At 63.0% G+C, this 19,350-nt stretch carries 10 protein-coding genes and 1 riboswitch; of the genes, 6 read left to right on the top strand and 4 right to left on the bottom strand.

The window, feature by feature from the left end; translation table 11 throughout:
• The first annotated feature begins 44 nt into the window (after positions 1-44).
• Positions 45-1,883 carry a methyl-accepting chemotaxis protein gene (locus NMB96_RS00935; RefSeq protein WP_023905028.1) on the top strand — a complete coding sequence of 613 codons (1,839 nt, stop codon included), beginning with the start codon at positions 45-47 and terminating at the stop codon, positions 1,881-1,883.
• A 9-nt stretch (positions 1,884-1,892) separates the two neighbouring features.
• Here the strand turns inward: NMB96_RS00935 and NMB96_RS00930 are convergent, their stop codons facing one another.
• Positions 1,893-3,854: a S9 family peptidase gene (locus NMB96_RS00930; RefSeq protein ID WP_255085948.1), complete on the bottom strand. Its 1,962-nt coding sequence runs from the start codon at positions 3,852-3,854 to the stop codon at positions 1,893-1,895.
• Between the two features lie 199 nt (positions 3,855-4,053).
• Between NMB96_RS00930 and NMB96_RS00925 the strand changes: the two genes are divergently transcribed.
• Complete coding sequence (locus NMB96_RS00925; RefSeq protein WP_183086593.1) at positions 4,054-5,034, top strand: IS5 family transposase; 981 nt, start codon at positions 4,054-4,056, stop codon at positions 5,032-5,034.
• A gap of 284 nt (positions 5,035-5,318) precedes the next feature.
• Here NMB96_RS00925 and NMB96_RS00920 read toward each other — a convergent pair whose 3' ends face one another.
• Positions 5,319-8,090: a TonB-dependent receptor gene (locus tag NMB96_RS00920; RefSeq protein ID WP_043889871.1), complete on the bottom strand. Its 2,772-nt coding sequence runs from the start codon at positions 8,088-8,090 to the stop codon at positions 5,319-5,321.
• Positions 8,091-8,394: 304 nt separating this feature from the next.
• A riboswitch (TPP riboswitch) is annotated at positions 8,395-8,492 on the top strand.
• 116 nt (positions 8,493-8,608) lie between these two features.
• On the opposite strand from NMB96_RS00920, the gene thiC reads away from it, so the two are divergent.
• The 4 genes from thiC (at position 8,609) to NMB96_RS00900 (ending at position 17,188) form a co-directional block, all read left to right on the top strand.
• The gene (gene thiC, locus NMB96_RS00915; protein ID WP_023905023.1) at positions 8,609-10,486 is read left to right on the top strand and encodes a phosphomethylpyrimidine synthase ThiC; all 1,878 of its coding nucleotides are present in this window, start codon (positions 8,609-8,611) and stop codon (positions 10,484-10,486) included.
• 424 nt (positions 10,487-10,910) lie between these two features.
• The gene (locus tag NMB96_RS00910) at positions 10,911-13,247 is read left to right on the top strand and encodes a winged helix-turn-helix transcriptional regulator (RefSeq protein ID WP_255085946.1); all 2,337 of its coding nucleotides are present in this window, start codon (positions 10,911-10,913) and stop codon (positions 13,245-13,247) included.
• Positions 13,248-13,357: 110 nt separating this feature from the next.
• On the top strand, positions 13,358-14,251 hold the full coding sequence (locus tag NMB96_RS00905) for a helix-turn-helix domain-containing protein (protein WP_255085944.1): 894 nt from the start codon (positions 13,358-13,360) through the stop codon (positions 14,249-14,251).
• Positions 14,252-14,299: 48 nt separating this feature from the next.
• The gene (locus NMB96_RS00900; protein WP_255085942.1) at positions 14,300-17,188 is read left to right on the top strand and encodes a TonB-dependent receptor plug domain-containing protein; all 2,889 of its coding nucleotides are present in this window, start codon (positions 14,300-14,302) and stop codon (positions 17,186-17,188) included.
• A 321-nt stretch (positions 17,189-17,509) separates the two neighbouring features.
• Here the strand turns inward: NMB96_RS00900 and NMB96_RS00895 are convergent, their stop codons facing one another.
• Positions 17,510-18,658, bottom strand: coding sequence for an HDOD domain-containing protein (locus NMB96_RS00895; RefSeq protein WP_043889416.1), 1,149 nt, complete (start codon positions 18,656-18,658; stop codon positions 17,510-17,512).
• 113 nt (positions 18,659-18,771) lie between these two features.
• Positions 18,772-19,308, bottom strand: coding sequence for an inorganic diphosphatase (gene ppa / locus NMB96_RS00890; protein ID WP_006449843.1), 537 nt, complete (start codon positions 19,306-19,308; stop codon positions 18,772-18,774).
• Positions 19,309-19,350 lie beyond the last annotated feature (42 nt).

Below are 19,350 nucleotides of genomic sequence, written 5' to 3'. Positions count from 1 at the left end.
AGCCGCAGCGGGCCGCTAATGATCGTGATGGATTAGGAACTGCCATGAGCTCGATGCAACCGCCTGACCTGCCGTCGCAAACCCGCGCGGCGCTGCTCCCCGATGCGCCGGTCGCCCTGCTGCGGCTATCGGCCGAGGCGTGCGTGGTGGCCTGCAACCGCGCCGGCCTGGACGTCCTGGGCAAGACCGCCAGCGAGCTGCAAGGCGTGCCGGCGTCGGTATTGTGGGGCTTGAGTGCAGCCGATCTGGTCGGCGAAGAGGGCGTGTGGGCCGCCCCAGGGGACGATCCGGCCCGGCGCGTGCGCTATGTGCGCGACCGCGAGCACGGCGGCTGGATGCTGTCGCTGCCGCATGTGGAAACGGCCATTTTGCTGCGCGAAGCCACCCGCCTGGCCGAAGACAGCCGGCCGGTACCCATCTCGCCACTGCTGCAGCCGCTGGTGGCGCGCCTGCAGGCCGAACACGAAGACCGCACCGTGCTGGAGCGCACCGCCCAGGCGCTGGCCGGCTGCGAGCTGGAACTGTTGTTGCCGCCCGGTCTGGCAGAGACCGACATGGGTCGCCGGCTACAGGCGGGCTTCGGCAATCTGGCCGAGGCGATCCGCCAGGCAGTGGCGTTGTCGGTGCAGATCGCCGCCGAAGTGCCGCCGCTGGTGGCCGAGAACGACGAGATGGTGCGCCAGTCGCAGGCACAGACCGAAGCATTGGACGGCGCCCGCACCGCAGTGGAACGGCTGTCGGCTAGCCTGCAGGACGTCAACGCCGATCTGGCACAGGTCATCGCGCTGGCCGCCAGCGCCGACGAAAGCGCACGTCAGGGCATGGCCGCCGCACATGCGCTGGGCCAGGCCATGCACGAAGTGGAGCGCCGCGCCGCGCGTGCCGGCGAGGTCATCGAAGTCATCGACTCGGTGGCATTCCAGACCAATATCCTGTCGATCAACGCCAGCATCGAAGCGGCGCATGCCGGCGATGCCGGACGCGGGTTTGCGGTGGTCGCCACCGAGATCCGCCGCCTGGCCGAACGCGCCGCCGCTGCAGCGCGCGATGTGCGCGCGATCCTGGCCGAAACCAGCGCCGCAGTGGGCGAGGGCGCCGCCTCCGCACGCGGCACCGAAGCGGTGCTCGATGGCATCACTCGCGTGCTCGGCCAGGCCAGCAGCGCGATGACCACGGTGGCCGGGCGCATCCAGGCGCAGGACAGCGAGATTCGCGGGATCGAAAGCGCCGTGGATGGCGTTGTCGCGTTGGGGCGCAGCAACTTGCAGCACGCCGCACATGTGGCCGAACGCAGCGAAGCGTTGGAGCGCGGTACCGAAACCCTGCGCGATTGCGTGGGCCTGTTCCGCTTGCCGGCCGACCCGCTGAAGGTGCCCAGGCACGCCCGCGTCAAGGAACTCGCCGTGGCAACGGCTGGCCGCATCGGCACCGCATTGGCGCAGGCCATCGCACGCGGTCAGATCGATGAAGCGTCGCTGTTCGCACGCAGCTACACGCCGATTGCCGGCGTGGAGCCGCCCAAGTTCAGTACCGATTTCGACGCGCTGTGCGACGAGGTATTACCGGCCTTGCAGGAGCCGCTGCTGGATGCGCATCCGTGGATCGTGTTCGCCATCTGCGCCAATCCCGACGGTTACGTGCCCACACACAATCTGCGCTTCACCCAGCCGCTGACCGGCGATCCCAAGCGCGATCTGGTCGGTAACCGCACCAAGCGCAAATTTACCGACCGCGTCGGCCGCAGCGTGGGCGCGCACACCGACCCGTATCGCCTGCAGGTGTATCGCCGCGACACCGGCCAGATCATGTTCGACCTGTCGGCGCCGATCTTCGTCGGCCGCAAGCACTGGGGCGGTCTGCGGGTGGGCTACACGCTGGAATAGCTCGCCTCGCTACTGGGGCGCGGCCGAAACAGCGGAAGCCGCTGCCGCGCCACCCAATTGCTCGCCGAGAAAGCGTTCGAGAGTGCGATAGAACGTCACCTGGTTGGCGTCCTTGTAGAAACCGTGTCCTTCCTTGGGAACAGCCATCCATTGCGGCGCGTTGCCGCTGCGGGTCAGTGCCGCGCGCAAGCTCTTGGCCTGGGCGAATGGTGCGCGCTCGTCTTCTTCGCCGTGCACCAGCAGCACCGGCACCTTGATGCGATCGGCCAGCATCACCGGCGAGTGCGCGGCCAGCTCGGCAACGTCGCGGCCGATGGCGCGTTCCAGATAATGCATGCCGTAGTCGCTGCGATTGATGTCGCCCTTGCTGTACATCATCTGCAGATCGTAGATGCCGGCAACACCGACAGCGCAGCGGAACGCCGGTGCCTTGACCTGCACCATCATTGCCGCATACGCACCGAAGCTGGCGCCATAGCTGCAAATGCGCGACTGATCGGCGAGCCCCTGGGCAACCGCCCAGCGCACGCCGTCGATCAGGTCGTCCTGGATACGTTCGCCCCACTGGCGATAACCAGCACGCTCGAACCGATTGCCGCGGCCAAGGCCGCCGCGGTAATTGACCTGCAGCACCAGATATCCGCGGCTGGCCAGGAACTGGGCGTCGGTATCGAAGGCCCAGCCATCTCCCTCGGCATGCGGGCCGCCGTGCGGCAGCAGGATCATCGGCAATGGCACACCCTTGGCGGCAGCGCTGGGCACGGTGAGTACGCCGTCCAGGGTCAGGCCGTCGCTGGCCTGAAACGTCACCATGCGGCGCTCGCTCATCTGCGCCGGCTGCAATGCGTTGCGTGCCCTGATGACGAGTTTCAGCGTGTTGCTCGGCCGGTCGAACACGTACCACGCTCCTGCATCGCGATCGCTGTAGGCCTTGAGCAACAGGCCATTGCCGTCCTCGGTGAAGTTGATGAAATCCACGTACTGACCGGACAAGGTCTGGCTCAGGCTACGGTGCAGTTGCGCTTCGGCAGCGTCCTGCTCGACATACCGCAGCGTTGGCCGCCCCGGTCCCAGCCGTGCGGCAAACGGCGTTTGCGGCGCCGAGCCCCATTGCAGGTCGTCCACGTCGTAGAACGGGTCCGAGGCGAGCACGCTGCGTTGCTGGCCATCGGGGTCGCTGGCGACCAGAGCCGTAGGGCCACCAGCCTCGTTGTACCAACCATAGACGCGCCCCGGCTGTCGCGCAAAGGCGATCGGGCGCCAGCTCGCCTGCACCTGGGGCATCGGCGACCAGCCGTTGCCTGCACGCCGGAACAACAGCGAGTTGTCGTTGTCGTCGGTGCCATATGCGTACTGCGGCACGCCATCGTGGTCGAGGACGAACCTCAGATCGGGCACGTCGATGTCGGCCATCAAGCGATGCGTGGTCGTGGTCGCGTCGACGTCGTAGAGCATCGAGTGGCGCGAATCCAGCGACAGACGCCGCATGTAGAAGTGGCCGTTGCGACGACTGGGCAGGCCCTCGATGTAGCCGAACCCGCGCTCCAGCCCCGCGTTGCGGGTGCTCTGCAGATAGCCGTAGACATAGCGCTGATTGCTGCCGTCCAGGTCGGTGGCGATGATCTCGCCCATCGGCATGGGCTCTTCCAGCGAGCCGAGTTTGCGCCCCTTGCCGATCACCAGGCGACGCTCACTGACCCAGGCGATGCGCACCGGCAGTTCGTAGCGCGGCAGGCGCAGCATCGTGGTGGATTGCATGTCGGCGATGCGGTAAACCACCAACGCGTAATTGCCGTCCCCTAGATCCGCACTGACCGCCAGATGCTTGCCATCGGGCGACATGGAGGGCGAGGAGATCGGGCCCGACTCGACGAAAGCTTCCACCGGCGGCGGGGACGCAGCCAGTGCGCCATCGCTCAGCACTCCCAGCAGCATTGCCGCTGCCCAGGCACACCATTGCATCCGTTGCATTTGCATCGTCCGTTTTATTTCACTGAACGATAACGAAACGGCACTGGCGGTGACAAGTGGGCAACGAAAAAAAAGCCGCCGAAAATCGGCGGCAGGGAGAGAGAGCAGGTTTCTTGTTTTAGTGACTGCAGGCTAGGGAACCTCTGAACAACGCACCACAGATACGCGACACTACCCGCCTGATGTTGAGGAGTGATCCATGCAACTGACGTTCGGTGACGCTGAGGGCCTGGGCAAGCGCAAGCAGACCCGGCGCGAGATCTTTCTGGCCGAGATGGAGCAGGTGGTTCCGTGGCAGCAACTGCTCGGTCTGATCGCGCCGCACTATCCGGTATCGGGCCGGCCAGGTCGGCAGCCGTACGCACTGGCGACGATGTTGCGGATTCATCTGCTGCAGCAGTGGTATGCGCTGAGCGATCCGGCGATGGAAGAAGCACTGCACGAGATCCCGACCTTGCGGCGGTTTGCCCAGCTCGGTGGCTTGGACAACGTTCCGGACGAGACCACGATTCTCAACTTTCGGCGCCTGCTGGAGACCCATGGCCTTGCCGCGCGGATGCTGGAAGCGGTCAACGCGCATCTGGCGCGCAAGGGCCAGAGCCTGCGGTCGGGCACGATCGTCGATGCGACGCTGATCGCGGCGCCCAGTTCGACCAAGAATGCCGACAACGCGCGCGACCCTGAGATGCATCAGACCAAGAAGGGCAATCAGTGGTATTTCGGGATGAAGGCGCACATCGGCGTGGATGAATTTTCCGGGTTGGTGCACCACGTCCATTGCACAGCCGCCAACGTCGCCGATGTCACGGTGATGCACACGTTGCTGCATGGCAAAGAAGACAGCGTGTTCGGCGATAGCGGCTACACCGGTGCGGACAAACGCGAAGAACTGCAGGCCTGCAAGGCTGCATTCTTCATCGCCGCCAGGCCCTCGACGATGCAAGCCCTCGGCAACAAACGCGAGCGTGCTCGGGAAAGACGTTGGGAACACTTCAAGGCCAGTGTGCGCGCGAAGGTGGAGCATCCATTCCGGGTGATCAAGCGCCAGTTCGGCTACACCAAGGTCCGCTATCGCGGCCTGGCCAAGAACACCGCGCAGGTGCTGACCTTGTTTGCGCTATCGAACCTGTGGATGAAGCGAAAGCAGTTACTGCCGACGATGGGGAACGTGCGCCTGTAACCCGGGCAACACCCTGCAAACGCGCCGGAAACGGCAAAAAAATCGAGGATCTGAGCGCCGTCAGCCTGGTCGATGTGGTTAGGCTCATCCTCCGATGCCGTTGATCAGACCATCCCTAGCGGTGCGATGTGCCGTGGAAATGTCCTCGCATGCCGCCATCGCCGTGCTGCGTGCCAAGCGGCCGGGTACGTGTCAGCACTGGCATAAACACAACGACGCCGGAAGGCGGCCGTTGTGACGACACACATGTCCAGACAGCGGATTAGCGCATCAACGACGGCGGATCAGAAGCGCTGGGTGTATTGCAGGTAGCTGTAGTGCCCCGGAATGGCATAGGCCGAATCGAACGAGTTGGCAGAGGCGCTGAGCGCTACCGGCGGGTCGCGGTCGAAGACGTTGTTCAAGCCCACACGCACGGTGGCATTCCACGGCAATTGATAAGACACCTGCATGTCGTTGAAGGCAGTGGCCGCGACGTGGCGATAGTTGCCGTTGTCATCCAGCTCCGAGCCGTCGTCCTGCATGCCCGAGTAGTAACGCACGGCCCAGTTGGCGGCCAGATTGCCGTAGCTCCAGTCCAGGGTGAGCGTGCCGCGCGTGCGCCAGTTCGGGTTGTCGGTGTGATAGATGCCGTTGTAGCTTTCCCACGCCGAGGTGTCGTCCTGCTTCTGCTCGTTGACGGCCACGTAGGTCGAATCCAGCGTGAGCATGAACTGGCCGATCGCCGTTTCCGGCAACTTGTAGCGCGCGGTGAAGTCGTAGCCCTGCATGCGCTGCTCGCCGACGTTCACCGGCTGGATCACCAGGCCGGTGATGGTGCCGGTGGCATCGCGTGTGACCAGATCGCAGAAGGCCGAGACGTTGAACTCGTAGCATTGCGACAGGATTTGGTTGGCGCTGAATTCGGTGATGGCATCGGTGATCTTGATCTTCCACCAGTCCAGCGACAGATCCAGGCCTTGCACCGCGGCGGGGCTGTAGACGAAACCGAGTGTGGTGTTCTTGGATTTTTCCGGCTGCAGGTTGGCGTTGCTTGTGTAGGTGAACGGATAGATGGTCTGGCCGGAGTTGCCGTTGGCGCTGTTGTATTCGGCGACGTAGTTCGCCGGCACACCACCGCTTGCACATGCCGCGGCAATCGCGCTGGTATATGAAGTGCTGTTGGTCGAGCAGGGATCCGAATACGTATCGAAGCTGTCCGACGCGCCCAGGTAAAGATTTTCGATCGATGGCGCGCGGAAACCGGTGGCGTAGTTGCCGCGAATCAACAGGTCGGCGACAGGTTTCCACTTGAAACCGAACTTGCTGTTGGTGGTGCTGCCGAAGGTGTTGTAGTCGGAGTAACGCACCGCTGCGCTCAACTCCAGCAATTGCGCACCGGCCATATCTTTCAATAGCGGAATCGCCACTTCGGTGTAGTAGTCGTTGAGCGTGTACGCGCCGGAAGTCGGGGTGAACGCATTGCCCGAGGTATAGCCGGCCGAGATCAACGCATCGGGCGAGGAGAAGCCGCTCTCTTCGCGGTGTTCGACGCCGGCCGCAAAGCGCATCCAACCAGCGGGAAGTTCGAACAAGTCGCCGGTGATGTTGGCGGTCACGCTGCTGTTCTTGTACTGATAGGTGTTGTGGGCGGTGAACAGGATGTAGTCCAGCATTTCCTGGGTCACGCCACCGGCCGGCGACAAGGGATTGAACGGCACGCAGCCGGTGATCACCGCGCCACCACTGTCCAGGCACGACAAGGTGCCGTTGACGATGCCGGATGCACCGAGTGCATTGCCGAGGTTGAGCAGATTGACATCGCCATACTGCGTTTCGGTCTGGTCGGTCTGGTTGTGTGCAAAGCCCACGTCCCAACTGAACTGCCTGTCCGCGAATTGGAAGTCGCCTTCCAGTCCGGTATAGACGTGCGAGGTCTTGACGTCCTGCTGATAGGTGCGCGCGAACTCGGTCAGCCGGTGCGACCAACCCACAGCGCGGCCATCGCCGTCATAGGCGCTGTTGTACGGGTTGTAGTAACTGTCGCCGCTCATCAGGATGCCGGTGTTGACCGAGGCCAGCGGAAAGCCGGCCAACTGCTGCGAGGATTGGCGGCGGTTGTAGAGCCCGTCGAACTTGAAACGCACGTTGTCGGTGAGTGCGTAGTTGCCTTGCACATAGAGCGCATCGCGCTTCTGCGGCGTGACCAGATAATTGTCCTTGGCGTAGTTGTAGCCGTACTCGGAGGTGTTGAAGGCGGTGTATTGATCCAGTCCGTAGCGTGGGTAGTTGCTATCGCCGCTGGCGGTCGCGCTGCCGGGGAGCACCGTCCACGCACCGCTGTTGCCATCTGCACGTAGACGGCCGCTGGCCGAATAGCTGCTGTAGGCGGACGAACCGGCGCCGTACACCGGCTCTGCCGAGATCTCGCGGTCGCCTGCCATCACCGCATCTTCGGTGACGCTGGACAGTCCGATCACCAGATTGCCGCGCTCGCTGGTGGCGCCCACGGTGGCATCGAACGAGGTGCGCTGACCGTCGCCCTGGCCGTACTGGCCGACATAAGCATTGACTTCGGCACCATCGAAATCGCTGCGCGTGATGATGTTGACCACGCCCGCAATCGCATCGGAGCCATAGATCGACGAGGCACCGTCCTTGAGCACCTCCACGCGTTCGACGATTGCCGAGGGAATGGTGTTGAGATCTACCGAGCCGGACAGGCCCGACACCCAGCGCCGCCCGTTGACCAGCACCAAGGTGCGCGATGCGCCGAGATTGCGCAGGCTCACCGTGGCCGAGCCATCGCCGCCGTTATTGACGGTGGAGTTCATCGTCGCGCCGTTGGAGGCAATGCGCTTGAGCACATCGGCCACCGAGGTCAGGCCCTGTTTTTCGATGTCCTGTCGCGTGAGCACCAGCACCGGTTGCGAATTTTCCACATCGACCGAGCGGATGCGCGAGCCGGTGACCTCGATCTTGTCCAGGTTGGTCGGACTCTTATCGGTCTCTTCCTGGGCCACCGCACTATTGGTGACGCACAGGCCAATGGCGATCGCGAGCGAGCCCCGACGCAGGGTCGGGTGGAGCATGGGCATATTCATGTGTACGGCGGTTCCCAGTAGAGGAAGAGGCGAGGCGATTCCCGTTGAATGACACCGCCGTGGCATGCGATTTCATCTGCATGACACGAAGGCTTAGCGGGAATTTAACGAGCGGGTGTCACCACCGTTTTTCGCGAATCGGCGCCTTGTTGCGGCGCAACGCGCGCAATGCGTGGACGCGCCATGCAGTGCCGGCGCATCGATGCGCGTGTGCCGTGTTGACTTGCGATGACGGGCGCGGACACATGCCGCGAGCGGGTGCGATGTGGTTTAATCGCCGCCGAAGTGGGGGTACCGCAGCGCGCTGCGGTTGAGATAGTCCCTTCGAACCTGATCCGGTTGATACCGGCGTAGGGAAGCTTCGTTAGATGCGATGGTCCGTGCGCTGCACGGGCACTCTGCCATTGAGCGCCGCCGCTTCGTCCGCACTGCGAATCCTTCGCAGAGCCAGCGCCGTTGGTGCTGGTTTTCCAGCACACAGGACGAACGCCATGAATGCCGCGCCCACCGTTTTGCAGCAACAAGCCCAGTCGCTGTCCGAGGCTGTGACCCAGCCGATTCCCGGGTCCCGCAAGATCTTTGTGCAGGGCTCGCGCGCCGACCTGCAGGTACCGATGCGCGAGATCGCATTGACCCGCACACCGACGCTGTTTGGTGGCGAAGACAACGCGCCGCTCAGCGTCTACGACACCTCCGGGCCGTATACCGACCCGCACGCCGCGATTGATCTTGCCGCCGGCCTGGCACCGCTACGCGCGCGCTGGATCGCCGAACGCGGCGATACCGTGGCGCTGGATGACCTGAGTTCCAGCTTCGGGCGCGGCCGTGAGCACGATGCGCGCCTGGATGCAGTGCGCTTTCCTGCGCGGCACTTGCCGCGGGTGGCGCGCGAAGGTGCCAATGTCACCCAGATGCACTACGCACGGCGCGGCATCATCACCCCGGAGATGGAGTTCGTGGCGATTCGCGAAAACCAGCGTCTGGAAGCGGTGACCGACGCGATCCTGCGCAAGCAGCATCCAGGCGAAGCCTTCGGTGCGGCGATCCAGCAACGCATCACACCGGAATTCGTGCGCGACGAAATCGCCCGTGGTCGCGCGATCCTGCCCAACAACATCAATCACCCGGAAAGCGAGCCGATGATCATCGGTCGCAATTTCCTGACCAAGATCAACGCCAACATCGGCAACAGCGCGGTGTCTTCGGGCATTGCCGAAGAAGTGGAAAAACTGGTGTGGTCGATCCGCTGGGGCGGCGACACGGTGATGGACCTGTCCACCGGCAAGCACATCCATGAAACGCGCGAGTGGATCATCCGCAACTCGCCGGTGCCGATCGGCACGGTGCCGATCTATCAGGCGCTGGAAAAAGTCGATGGGCGCGCCGAAGAACTCACCTGGGAGATCTTTCGCGACACCTTGATCGAGCAGGCCGAACAAGGCGTGGATTACTTCACCATCCATGCCGGTGTGCTGTTGCGCTACGTGCCGCTCACGGCCAAGCGTGTCACCGGTATCGTCTCGCGCGGTGGGTCGATCCTGGCCAAGTGGTGCCTGGCCCATCACAAGGAAAACTTTCTCTACACCCATTTCGAAGACATCTGCCAGATCATGAAGGCCTATGACGTGGCGTTTTCGCTGGGCGATGGCTTGCGCCCGGGCTGCATTGCCGATGCCAACGATGCGGCGCAGTTCGGCGAGCTGGAAACGCTGGGCGAGCTGACCAAACTGGCGTGGAAGCACGAGGTGCAGACCATGATCGAAGGGCCTGGGCATGTGCCGATGCAGCTGATCAAGGAGAACATGGACAAGCAGCTGCGCGAATGCGGCGAAGCGCCGTTCTATACCCTGGGGCCGCTGACCACCGATATCGCGCCCGGCTACGACCACATCACCAGCGCGATCGGCGCGGCGATGATCGGCTGGTTCGGCACCGCGATGCTCTGCTATGTCACGCCCAAGGAGCATCTTGGATTGCCCAACCGCCAGGACGTGCGCGACGGCATCATGGCCTACAAGATCGCCGCGCATGCGGCCGACCTGGCCAAGGGCCATCCCGGTGCGCAGGTGCGCGACAACGCCTTGAGCAAGGCGCGGTTCGAATTCCGTTGGGACGACCAGTTCCATCTTGGCCTGGATCCCGAAAAGGCCAAGGAGTTCCATGACGAAACCCTGCCCAAGGATGCGCACAAGCTGGCGCACTTCTGTTCGATGTGCGGCCCGCACTTCTGTTCGATGAAGATCACCCAGGATGTGCGCGATTACGCGGCCGAGCATGGCGTGGGCGAAGCGCATGCCTTGTCTGCTGGCATGGAAGAGAAGTCGGTGCAGTTTCTCGCGCAGGGCGCGCAGGTGTATCGCGCTTTGTGACACCTGTGTGCAGTGAGTTTCGGCGGCGTAATCTGAAGGCTGCTTAAGAAAAATTCAGCTTCGCATTAGACAGAACGCGTCGCGGTACGCAAGTGCCGTGGCGTGGCCTGCCTGCAAGCGGTTACAGCGAATCAACATTTCAGGGCATTTACCTGAACCGCAGATAAAAAAATCGCGCCAGAGGCGCGAAGGGGAACGTCGTAATTATTTGAATTCGTCGGCGAGAGAGAGAGAGCCTGACGTCGCCACCTGTCGTAGGAAGCAACGAGGCATAGCGTAAAATTTGCACCAATTGGATGCATGACACAGTTGGTCGTGGTCCTTTGCTGAATTTGGCGTTTCGCGCGATATGCGTGATGCGTTCTTTGTCGTCCTTGCATGCCGATGCGTTCTGTTGCCGATGAGTGTTTCTTCCGCTAATGCAATGTCATCGGGCCGGCTGCGTGTCGGTCAGTGCGTGGTCGATATCGCCTCGCGCGAAGTGCACGCTCCTGGTGCGAAGAGGCCGCCACGTCTGGCGCCGAAATCCGTGGCGGTGTTGCTGACCCTGGCCCGGCAGCCAGGGCAGGTGGTGACGCGCGAGCAGTTGCTCGCCGAGGTCTGGCCCAACACCTTGCCGAGCAACGATGTGGTGACCCAGGCAGTCACCCAATTGCGCAAGGCACTCGCCAGTCACGGGGGCCAGCGCTCCGAGCATATCGAGACCATCGCCAAGACCGGCTATCGCCTGATGGCGCCGGTGGTGTGGGAAGCGCCCGAGGATGTTCCAAGGCATGCGGTTGCAAGCGCGCTTGCTGCAGTGCCGTCGAGCGGTCTACAGACCGATGTCGATGCGTGCCCTGCGGTCAATGACATGGCCTCGTCGCGGCAACCTGAGGCTATCAGCGAGCGCTACGCAGCACCGTCGGCCATAACGCCAGATGCATCGCGCAAACGCCGCCGGATAGCGTTGCTGATCGCCGCGGTGGCCGTGGTGGTGCTGCTTGGACTGGTTGCGCACACGCTGTGGCTGCGAGCGCCAGCGGAGGGCGCCACGGCGGCGTCCGCCGTGCTGGGCAGCCCAAAGCGCCCGTACCAGATCATCACCGCAGGTGGCGGTTTCGATCTCACCCCAAGCTTGTCGCCGGACGGCGCGATGGTGGCCTACGCCTCGCTGACCAGCGACCGCGCCGGCACCTCGATCCTGGTCAAGACCACCAATAACGCCTATCCGCGGGTGCTGGACACGCCGGCAGCGGGCATCTCCGATCGACTGCCGGCCTGGTCGCCGGATGGTCGCGAAATCGCCTTCTCGCGGCAGGCGCCGGATGGCAGCTGTCGCATCATGATCGCCGCCGCAAACGGCCCGGCTGCCGCACGTGAAGTGGTGCGTTGCGATGGTGCCGACATGCTGAGTTTCAGCTGGTCGCCAGACGGCCGCGGCTTGTTGTTCGGCAGCATGACCGGCGCGCAGGGCGCACCGCGCATTCGCCGCCTGGATCTGGAAACCGGGCAGTGGCAGCCACTGGTCTACAGCGCGCAGCCGCAGGATTTCGATTACGCACCGCGCTATTCGCCGGATGGGCACTGGATCGTGTTCCTGCGGAATCCACAACTGGGCGATCTATGGCGCATCCCCGCAACCGGCGGCACCGCCGAGCGCCTCACTCACGACAACGCCGATATCCGTGGCTGGAGCTGGTTGCCGGATGGAAGCGGATTGATTTTCGGTCGCCGTGTGGACAGCGAGGCGCGCTTGTATCGACTCGACCTGCGCGACCGCAGCCTGCACGACCTGGGCGTGGACGATGCCCAGGCGCCGGACGTGGCACACAACCATCTGGTGTTCGTGCAACGCAAACCGCAGTTCGGCGTCTACCAGGTCATTCGCGACCCGATGAATGGCGGTTACATCCGACGCCGCCTGTTCCCCTCCAGCGGTCGCGATGACCAGCCGATGATCGCGCCGGACGGACGTCAGCTGATCTTCGCCTCCAATCGTTCCGGGGCGTATGGGCTGTGGTGGGGCGATGTCGGCAAGCCCGGTTCGGTGCGTTTGATCGAAGGGCTGCGGCCGGATTCGCGCCAGGCCGCCGATTGGTCGGCCGATTCGCAGCACGTGCTGGTCAGCGGTAGCGATGCGGACGGGCATGCGGCGTTGTTCGAGGTCACCCCGAGCAGCGGCAAGGTGGTGCGTCTGCCGGTGCCGCAACCGCGGCCGTTGCAGGCGATCCACCTTCCCGATCCCAATCAATTGCTGGTGCTCGCTGCGGCAGAAGACGGGCACACCTTCGCCACCCTGTACGACAGACGCAGCAGTCCGTGGCGTGCGATCGCATCGCTGCAGGACGTCTCGCAGTTGCGCCTGGACCGCATCACCGGGCAGGTGCTGCTGACGCGCCTGACCGGTGGCGGCTTATGGCAGATCGCGCCCACCTTGGCAGCCCAGACCTTGCAGTCGATCGATCCCCGACAGCCATCGCGCTGGCGTTATCGCAGTTGGGCACCGGGAGCGCACGGCCAACTGCATTACCTGTCGTCCAACGACAGCTGTGCCACGCATGACAGCGACTTGCGCAGCGGGCACGGGCAGTGTCTGGATGTGAGCAAGTTCACCACCATCAACGGCTTCAGCGTGGACCAGCGCAGTGGCGCGATGTACGTGACGTTGGCAGAAGAAGACGGCAGCGCGATCGCCTTCATGCCATTGCCGCAACGTACGGCGGTGACCACCGGTTTCATCTCCAACGCATTGTTCTTACTCAGGAAACTGGCTTCGTAAGTTTTTCGGAAAGGCTTCGTGTCAATTTCGGCACACCTTCGTCATAACTTCCTGACTCGCGCCAGATTCGGCAAAACACTACGCCCTCTTTCGTACAGGGGGCTGCCAGCATGCAACAGGTCATCACCGCAGATCGCGGGCTCGCACTTTCACTGGATGGTGCCAGCGAGTCGACATCGACGACCTGTTTGGCGGTCTCGCGTCTGGGCAGCATCCGCACGCTGGCCACCACCTTTACGTTGTGGGTGCAGTTGCGTGGCCGTGCATGGGTGGAATCCAAGGAAGGGCGCTTCCGTCTGCGCGCTGGCGACTGGATCGCCTTCGACAAGGACTCCCATCCCACGGTACAAGCGGACCGCAACGCACTCTGTGTTGGAGTCAGCCTAGATAGTGAAAGCCTGCAATCGTTGTCCGAGTTGACCGATGCGACCTTGTATCCAGGTCGCAGCCAGCTCTCGCGTAGTGATCTGCGCATTGCATTGCGTCTATGGCGCAATGCGTCCGCACAAAACGGCAGTGCGCCGGCGCGTCCGTTGCTGCTGCACTTGGCGGCGATGCAGCGCGATTTCATCGAGCAGGAGCAGCGCTGCCCGGGTCGCTCGCGTAGCCGTCGCCGTCAGGTGTTTGGCCGCATGCAGCGCGCACGCATGTATCTGGAAGGCAACAGCGACCGCGTGGTGCGCATTGCCGAGCTGGCGCAGCTGACCAATTTCTCCAGTTGGTATGTCTCCAAGACGTTTCAGAGCCTGTACGAAGAGAGTCCGCAGGCCTTGTCGGCACGTCTGCGCCTGGAGCGTGCATCCGATTTGTTGCGCGATACCTCGATGATGATCGGCGAGGTTGCGGCGGCAAGCGGCTTCGACAATTGCTGCAGCTTCGCACGTGCGTTTCGTGCGCGCTTCGGTGTCTCCGCATCGCGTTATCGCGACCAAACGACAAATCCGCCAGATTCGGCAAACCCACGGAACGTGACGCGCAAAGCGACGATGTTCACGCAATCGTAATTTGCACGGGGGCGCTTAACGCGCCACTAACGAACCCTGGAGAGATTGATGAACCTTCGCACCTCCGCAGTGCGGCTGGGCCTGTTGCCCGCCGGTATTGCGATCGCGTTGACGCCGGCTTTTGCCGCCAATGCACAAGAGCAGTCCGCCCCGTCGACCACGACGCTGGACCGCATTGAAATCACCGGCTCGCGCATCCGCTCGGTCGACGTTGAAACCGCACAGCCGGTGTTCACCGTCACCCAGCAGGACATTCAGAAGTCGGGTCTGGTCAGCGTTGGTGACATCCTCCAGAACCTGTCGATTGCCGGCACCCAGACCTACAGCAAGGCTGCAGTGCTGACCTCCGACCCGGAGCAGGGCGGCCAATACGTCAACCTGTATAACCTTAACGAGAACCGCACCCTGGTGTTGGTGAACGGCAAGCGTTGGACCAGTAGCCTGAACGGCCTGACCGACATGTCCACCATCCCGAGCTCGTTGATCGAGCGCATCGAAGTGCTGAAGGACGGCGCCTCGGCGATCTACGGCTCCGACGCCGTGGCTGGTGTGGTCAACATCATCCTGCGCCAGAACTACGACGGTGCAGAAGCCTCGGCGTATTTTGGCCAGAACGGTCGTGGCGACGGTTCCAAGGAGCAGTACTCCTTCACCGCCGGCACCACCACCGACCGTGCGTCGCTGGTGTTCGGCGCCAACTACACCAACGAAGATCCGGTGTGGGCCAAGGATCGCGCGCTGACCCGTTACTCGGCCGGCCCGAACCACATCGAAGACAGCCTGAGCGCGACCGGCCCGTGGGGTCGTTTCACCTCCAATGGTGAAACCTACATCCTCAACCACACCGGTTCGTTCGACGGCCGTGGCGTGGGTGCGGATTCGCGCAACATCGCCAACTACCACAACGACATCACCACCGACGACTATTACAACTCCGTCGACCAGATGATGTTGCAGCAATCCAGCCGCAACAAGTCGATCTTCACCACCGGCAGCTACAACATCACCGACAGCATCACCTTCAAGTCGACGGCGATGTACTCCGAGCGCGACTCGAACCGTCAGATCGCCGGTTACCCGCTGCAGGCCTCTTCGCAGCCGCAGTTTCCGGTGGCGATCAGCGGCAGCAGCTACTACAACCCGGTCGGCCAGGACATCACCAGCTGGTTCCGTCGTACGGTTGAATTGCCGCGCACCACCGAAAGCAACGTCAAGACCCTGCATTTCGATGCAGCGCTGGAAGGCGTGTTCGACGTGGGTAGCCACGGCTGGAACTGGGACGTGGGCTTCAACTACAACAAGTACGATGTGACGCAGGTTTCGCGCGGCAACATCAACCTGTTGGCGTTGCAGAAGGCGCTGGGCCCGTCGTTCCTCAATGCACAGGGTCAGGTGCAGTGCGGTACGGCTGCCAGCCCGCTGCCGCTGGGCACCAGCAACGCGTTGGGCCAGTGCACCCCGTTCAACATCCTGGGTGGCCCGTCGGCCTCCACACCGAACGCGCTGCAGTACATCAATGCATTGGGCCAGTCGACGCAGCAGAGCCTGAGCAAGCAGTGGACCGCCAACGTCACCGGTGGTCTGTTCGATCTGCCGGCCGGTGAGCTGGGCTTCGCCGCAGGCGTCGAGCACCGCGAAATCAGTGGCTACGACTACCCGGATCAGCTGTCCAGCGCCGGTTACACCACCGACCTGGCTGCGCAGGCCACCGAAGGTCGCTACCAGACCAACGAAGCCTATCTGGAGCTGTTGATCCCGGTGTTGAAGGATCTGCCGGGCGCCAAGGAACTGTCGTTCGACGTGGCCGCGCGTTACAGCAACTACAGCCGCTTCGGCGATACCACCAACAGCAAGTTCAGCTTCACCTGGAAGCCGATCGACGACCTGCTTGTGCGCGGTACCTACGGCACCGGGTTCCGTGCGCCGACCCTGTCGGACACCTTCGGTGGCGGCTCGCAGACGTTCGATACCTTCACCGATCCGTGCGATGCGACCTTCGGGTCGCTGGGCAATGCGGGTGTGGCAGCACGCTGCGCCGGCGAAGGCCTGCCGGCTGGTTTCCGTCAGACCGACACCGCAGGCAATCCGGTGACGCGTCGCGACGTGCAGGGCAATGCGCCGTTCAATTCGGGCGTGGGTAATGCCGAGCTTGAGCCGGAATACAGCATCACCCGCACCGTGGGTATGGTGTATAGCCCGCATTGGGTGCAGGGCCTGGACTTCTCGCTGGATTGGTACCGCATTTCGATCTCCAACATCATCACGTCGCTGACGGCCAATGATGTGTTGAACAACTGCTACCTCAACAGCCTGGCCAGCTACTGCGCCGACTACGGTCGCGACGCGGTCACCGGGCAGGTCACCACGCTGAGCCGCGGCAACGTCAACCTGGGCCGTCTGGAAACCGAAGGCTACAACTTCGGTGTGCGTTATCGCATGCCGGAAACCGCGTACGGCAAGTTCGCTGTCAACCTGGACACCAACTACCTGGCGACCTACAAGTCGCAGGCAGAAGCCGGTGCCGAGTGGGCAAACTCCGCCGGCTACTGGAACTTCCCGCGCGTGCGTGCCACCTTGGGTCTGGACTGGTCGCTGGGTGCGTTGTCGGCCAACTGGAACCTGCGTTACTACGGTGGTTTCCGTGATTACTGCTGGGATGCAGCGGCAGGCATCGAGTGCAACAACCCGAACTACCAGACCCCGAATCCGGGCTGGGGCGGTGGCACCGGTTCCAACAAGAAGGGCTCGATCTCCTACCAGGACGTCTCTGTCACCTGGCAGGCTCCGTGGGATGGCAGCGTGACCGTTGGTGCCCGCAACATCTGGAACAAGCAGCCGCCGGTGACCTACTCGATCACCAACAGCAGCACTGCGGCGATCGATCCGATGCTGGATTACGACCGCTTCCTGTTCGTGCATTACAACCAGCGCTTCTGATCATCGAAGCGTCGTAAGGTGAAAAAAAGACGGGCCGAAAGGCCCGTTTTTTTGTCTATCGTTTGTCGATTGCCTTGTCTTGACTGCAGGTAGCGTGAGGCCTGCGATGCAGGCAACTACGTGAGTCATGGAGTGCGTATGGATGTGTTTCGATGCGCGAGCAATGCGCGGCGAGCGACAGCTATATTCGCTGTGTTTTGTAGCCAGTTGTTCAAGAAAATGGCCTGGGAAAACAGCTGGAAACAGCCAAAGAAAAAGGCGCGACCATGTCGCGCCCTTCTTGTTATATCGGCTTGCTACATCAGCAGTAGCGCCTTGGTTTTAAGCCTCGGCGAGCCCCAACAACGTCTCAGCCTGCTCGCGCCACTTCGGCAGGCGCGTGATCACGCCCACCTTGGACAGATACTCTTCGTCTACGGCTTCGCCGCTGGCCAGTGCCGTGGCGACATGCACCGCGCCGGTCACCCAGAAGCTGCGCAGGCTGGAACGCTGCGGGTGGCGATGGAAGGCCACCGCTTCGATGATCGGCATCGGCAGGCCCCACAGGCCGAGCAGGTACGCACCGGCTTCAGTATGGCCCAGGCGCTCGTCGCCGCCTTCGGCCGGCGGTTCGCGCTCGTCGCGCACGCCGGGCAGCAACAGGCCGATATCGGCCAGCAGCGCGGCGGTGGAGCCGAGTTCTGCACTGGTCGGTGGCAACACTTTTGCAGCCAGACGCGAAGAGAGCAGGGCGCGGCGCTGCATCGCATTGCGCTCGGCCGGGGTCAGGGTCTGCACCGAAAATACTTCGCTGGCCAGCACCAGATCGCGCAGCGTCGCCACGCCCAGACGGGTCACCGCCGTGCGCAGATCGGTGATGCTGCGGCCACCGGAGAAAAACGCCGAATTGCACAACTGCAGCACTTTTGCCGCAATCGCCGGGTCGCCGGCGATCAGCTTGGCGATATCGGCCGCGTCGGCGCCTTCGTCTTCTTCCAGCGCGTGCATCAGGCTCAGATACAGATGCGGCGGCGACGGTAGCTTCTCGATCCGCCCGATCGCGGCGCGCAAGCGCGGATTGGTGAGCAGGTCGCGCAGCTCTTCCAGGCTGGTGACCGCCTCAAGCAGGACTTCCGGCGCCAGCGGCATCGGCAGGAAGCGATGGGCCACCCCGATGATGCGGGCCGGCGGGGTGCGCTGGCCATCCTGCGCATCGATCAACGCAATACGAATGGTGTCCGGGCGCAACGTACGGATTTGCCCCAGCAACGTGGCGGCAGTGAGATCGGGCAGCACCGGTGCAACGATGACGGCATCGAACGGCGATAACGCGGCAGCTTCGATCGCCGAATTTCCGTCGGCCACTTGCTGCGCCTGCCACTGATCGCCCAGATCAGAGACATAGTCGCTCAGGTCGGACGGAAGACTGGCTTCGTCCCCAACAAACAGAATACGCAAGACACTTCCCCAAGAGTCACCGGCGACAGACACCGGCCATACGCTGTCGGCAATGTACCCAATCTGCCGACGGCGGTCACCGGGATCACGCGGAAAGCGTGATCCCGATCGCCCTGCGTTTGCAGGACTGCATCACGCTCGATCGATCAGGCTGCGTCGGAATTGTAGCGTTCCACCGACTCCACCAGGATGCGCTTGGCCTCGGCCGCGCCGCCCCAGCCATCCAGCTTGACCCACTTGCCCTTCTCCAAGTCCTTGTAATGCTCGAAGAAGTGGCCGATGCGCTCCATCCAGTGGCTGGACACCTGATTGATGTCCTCGATGTGCGCATAGCCGGAGAAGATCTTCTCGATCGGCACTGCCAGGATTTTTTCGTCGCTACCGGCTTCGTCGCTCATGCGCAGCACGCCCACCGGACGGCAACGCACCACCGAGCCAGGCACCAGCGGCAGCGGCAGCACCACCAGCACATCGGCCGGGTCGCCGTCGCCACACAAGGTGTTGGGCACGTAGCCGTAGTTGCAGGGGTAACGCATCGGGGTCGACAGGATGCGGTCGACGAAGATCGCGCCGCTGGCCTTGTCCACTTCGTACTTGACCGGCTCGGAATCCTTGGGGATCTCGATGACGACGTTGATTTCGTCCGGCAGATTCTTGCCGGCGGTGACCAGTTCCAGTCCCATGCGCGTAGCTCCGAGGCTTCAGCAGTGTGTGGAGCGCGATTC

Origin of the sequence: Xanthomonas hortorum (genome assembly GCF_024339125.1) — a bacterium.
Classification (GTDB): domain Bacteria; phylum Pseudomonadota; class Gammaproteobacteria; order Xanthomonadales; family Xanthomonadaceae; genus Xanthomonas; species Xanthomonas hortorum.
Note: the sequence above shows the minus strand (reverse complement) of the source record. Positions and strands in the feature narration are given on the sequence as shown.

Coding starts and splice junctions, on each gene's coding strand:
- thiC (WP_023905023.1), top strand. CDS start 8,609: ATGAATGCCGCGCCCACCGTTTTGCAGCAACAAGCCCAGTCGCTGTCC.
- NMB96_RS00935 (WP_023905028.1), top strand. CDS start 45: ATGAGCTCGATGCAACCGCCTGACCTGCCGTCGCAAACCCGCGCGGCG.
- NMB96_RS00910 (WP_255085946.1), top strand. CDS start 10,911: ATGTCATCGGGCCGGCTGCGTGTCGGTCAGTGCGTGGTCGATATCGCC.
- NMB96_RS00925 (WP_183086593.1), top strand. CDS start 4,054: ATGCAACTGACGTTCGGTGACGCTGAGGGCCTGGGCAAGCGCAAGCAG.
- NMB96_RS00905 (WP_255085944.1), top strand. CDS start 13,358: ATGCAACAGGTCATCACCGCAGATCGCGGGCTCGCACTTTCACTGGAT.
- ppa (WP_006449843.1), bottom strand. CDS start 19,308: ATGGGACTGGAACTGGTCACCGCCGGCAAGAATCTGCCGGACGAAATC.
- NMB96_RS00930 (WP_255085948.1), bottom strand. CDS start 3,854: ATGCAACGGATGCAATGGTGTGCCTGGGCAGCGGCAATGCTGCTGGGA.
- NMB96_RS00900 (WP_255085942.1), top strand. CDS start 14,300: ATGAACCTTCGCACCTCCGCAGTGCGGCTGGGCCTGTTGCCCGCCGGT.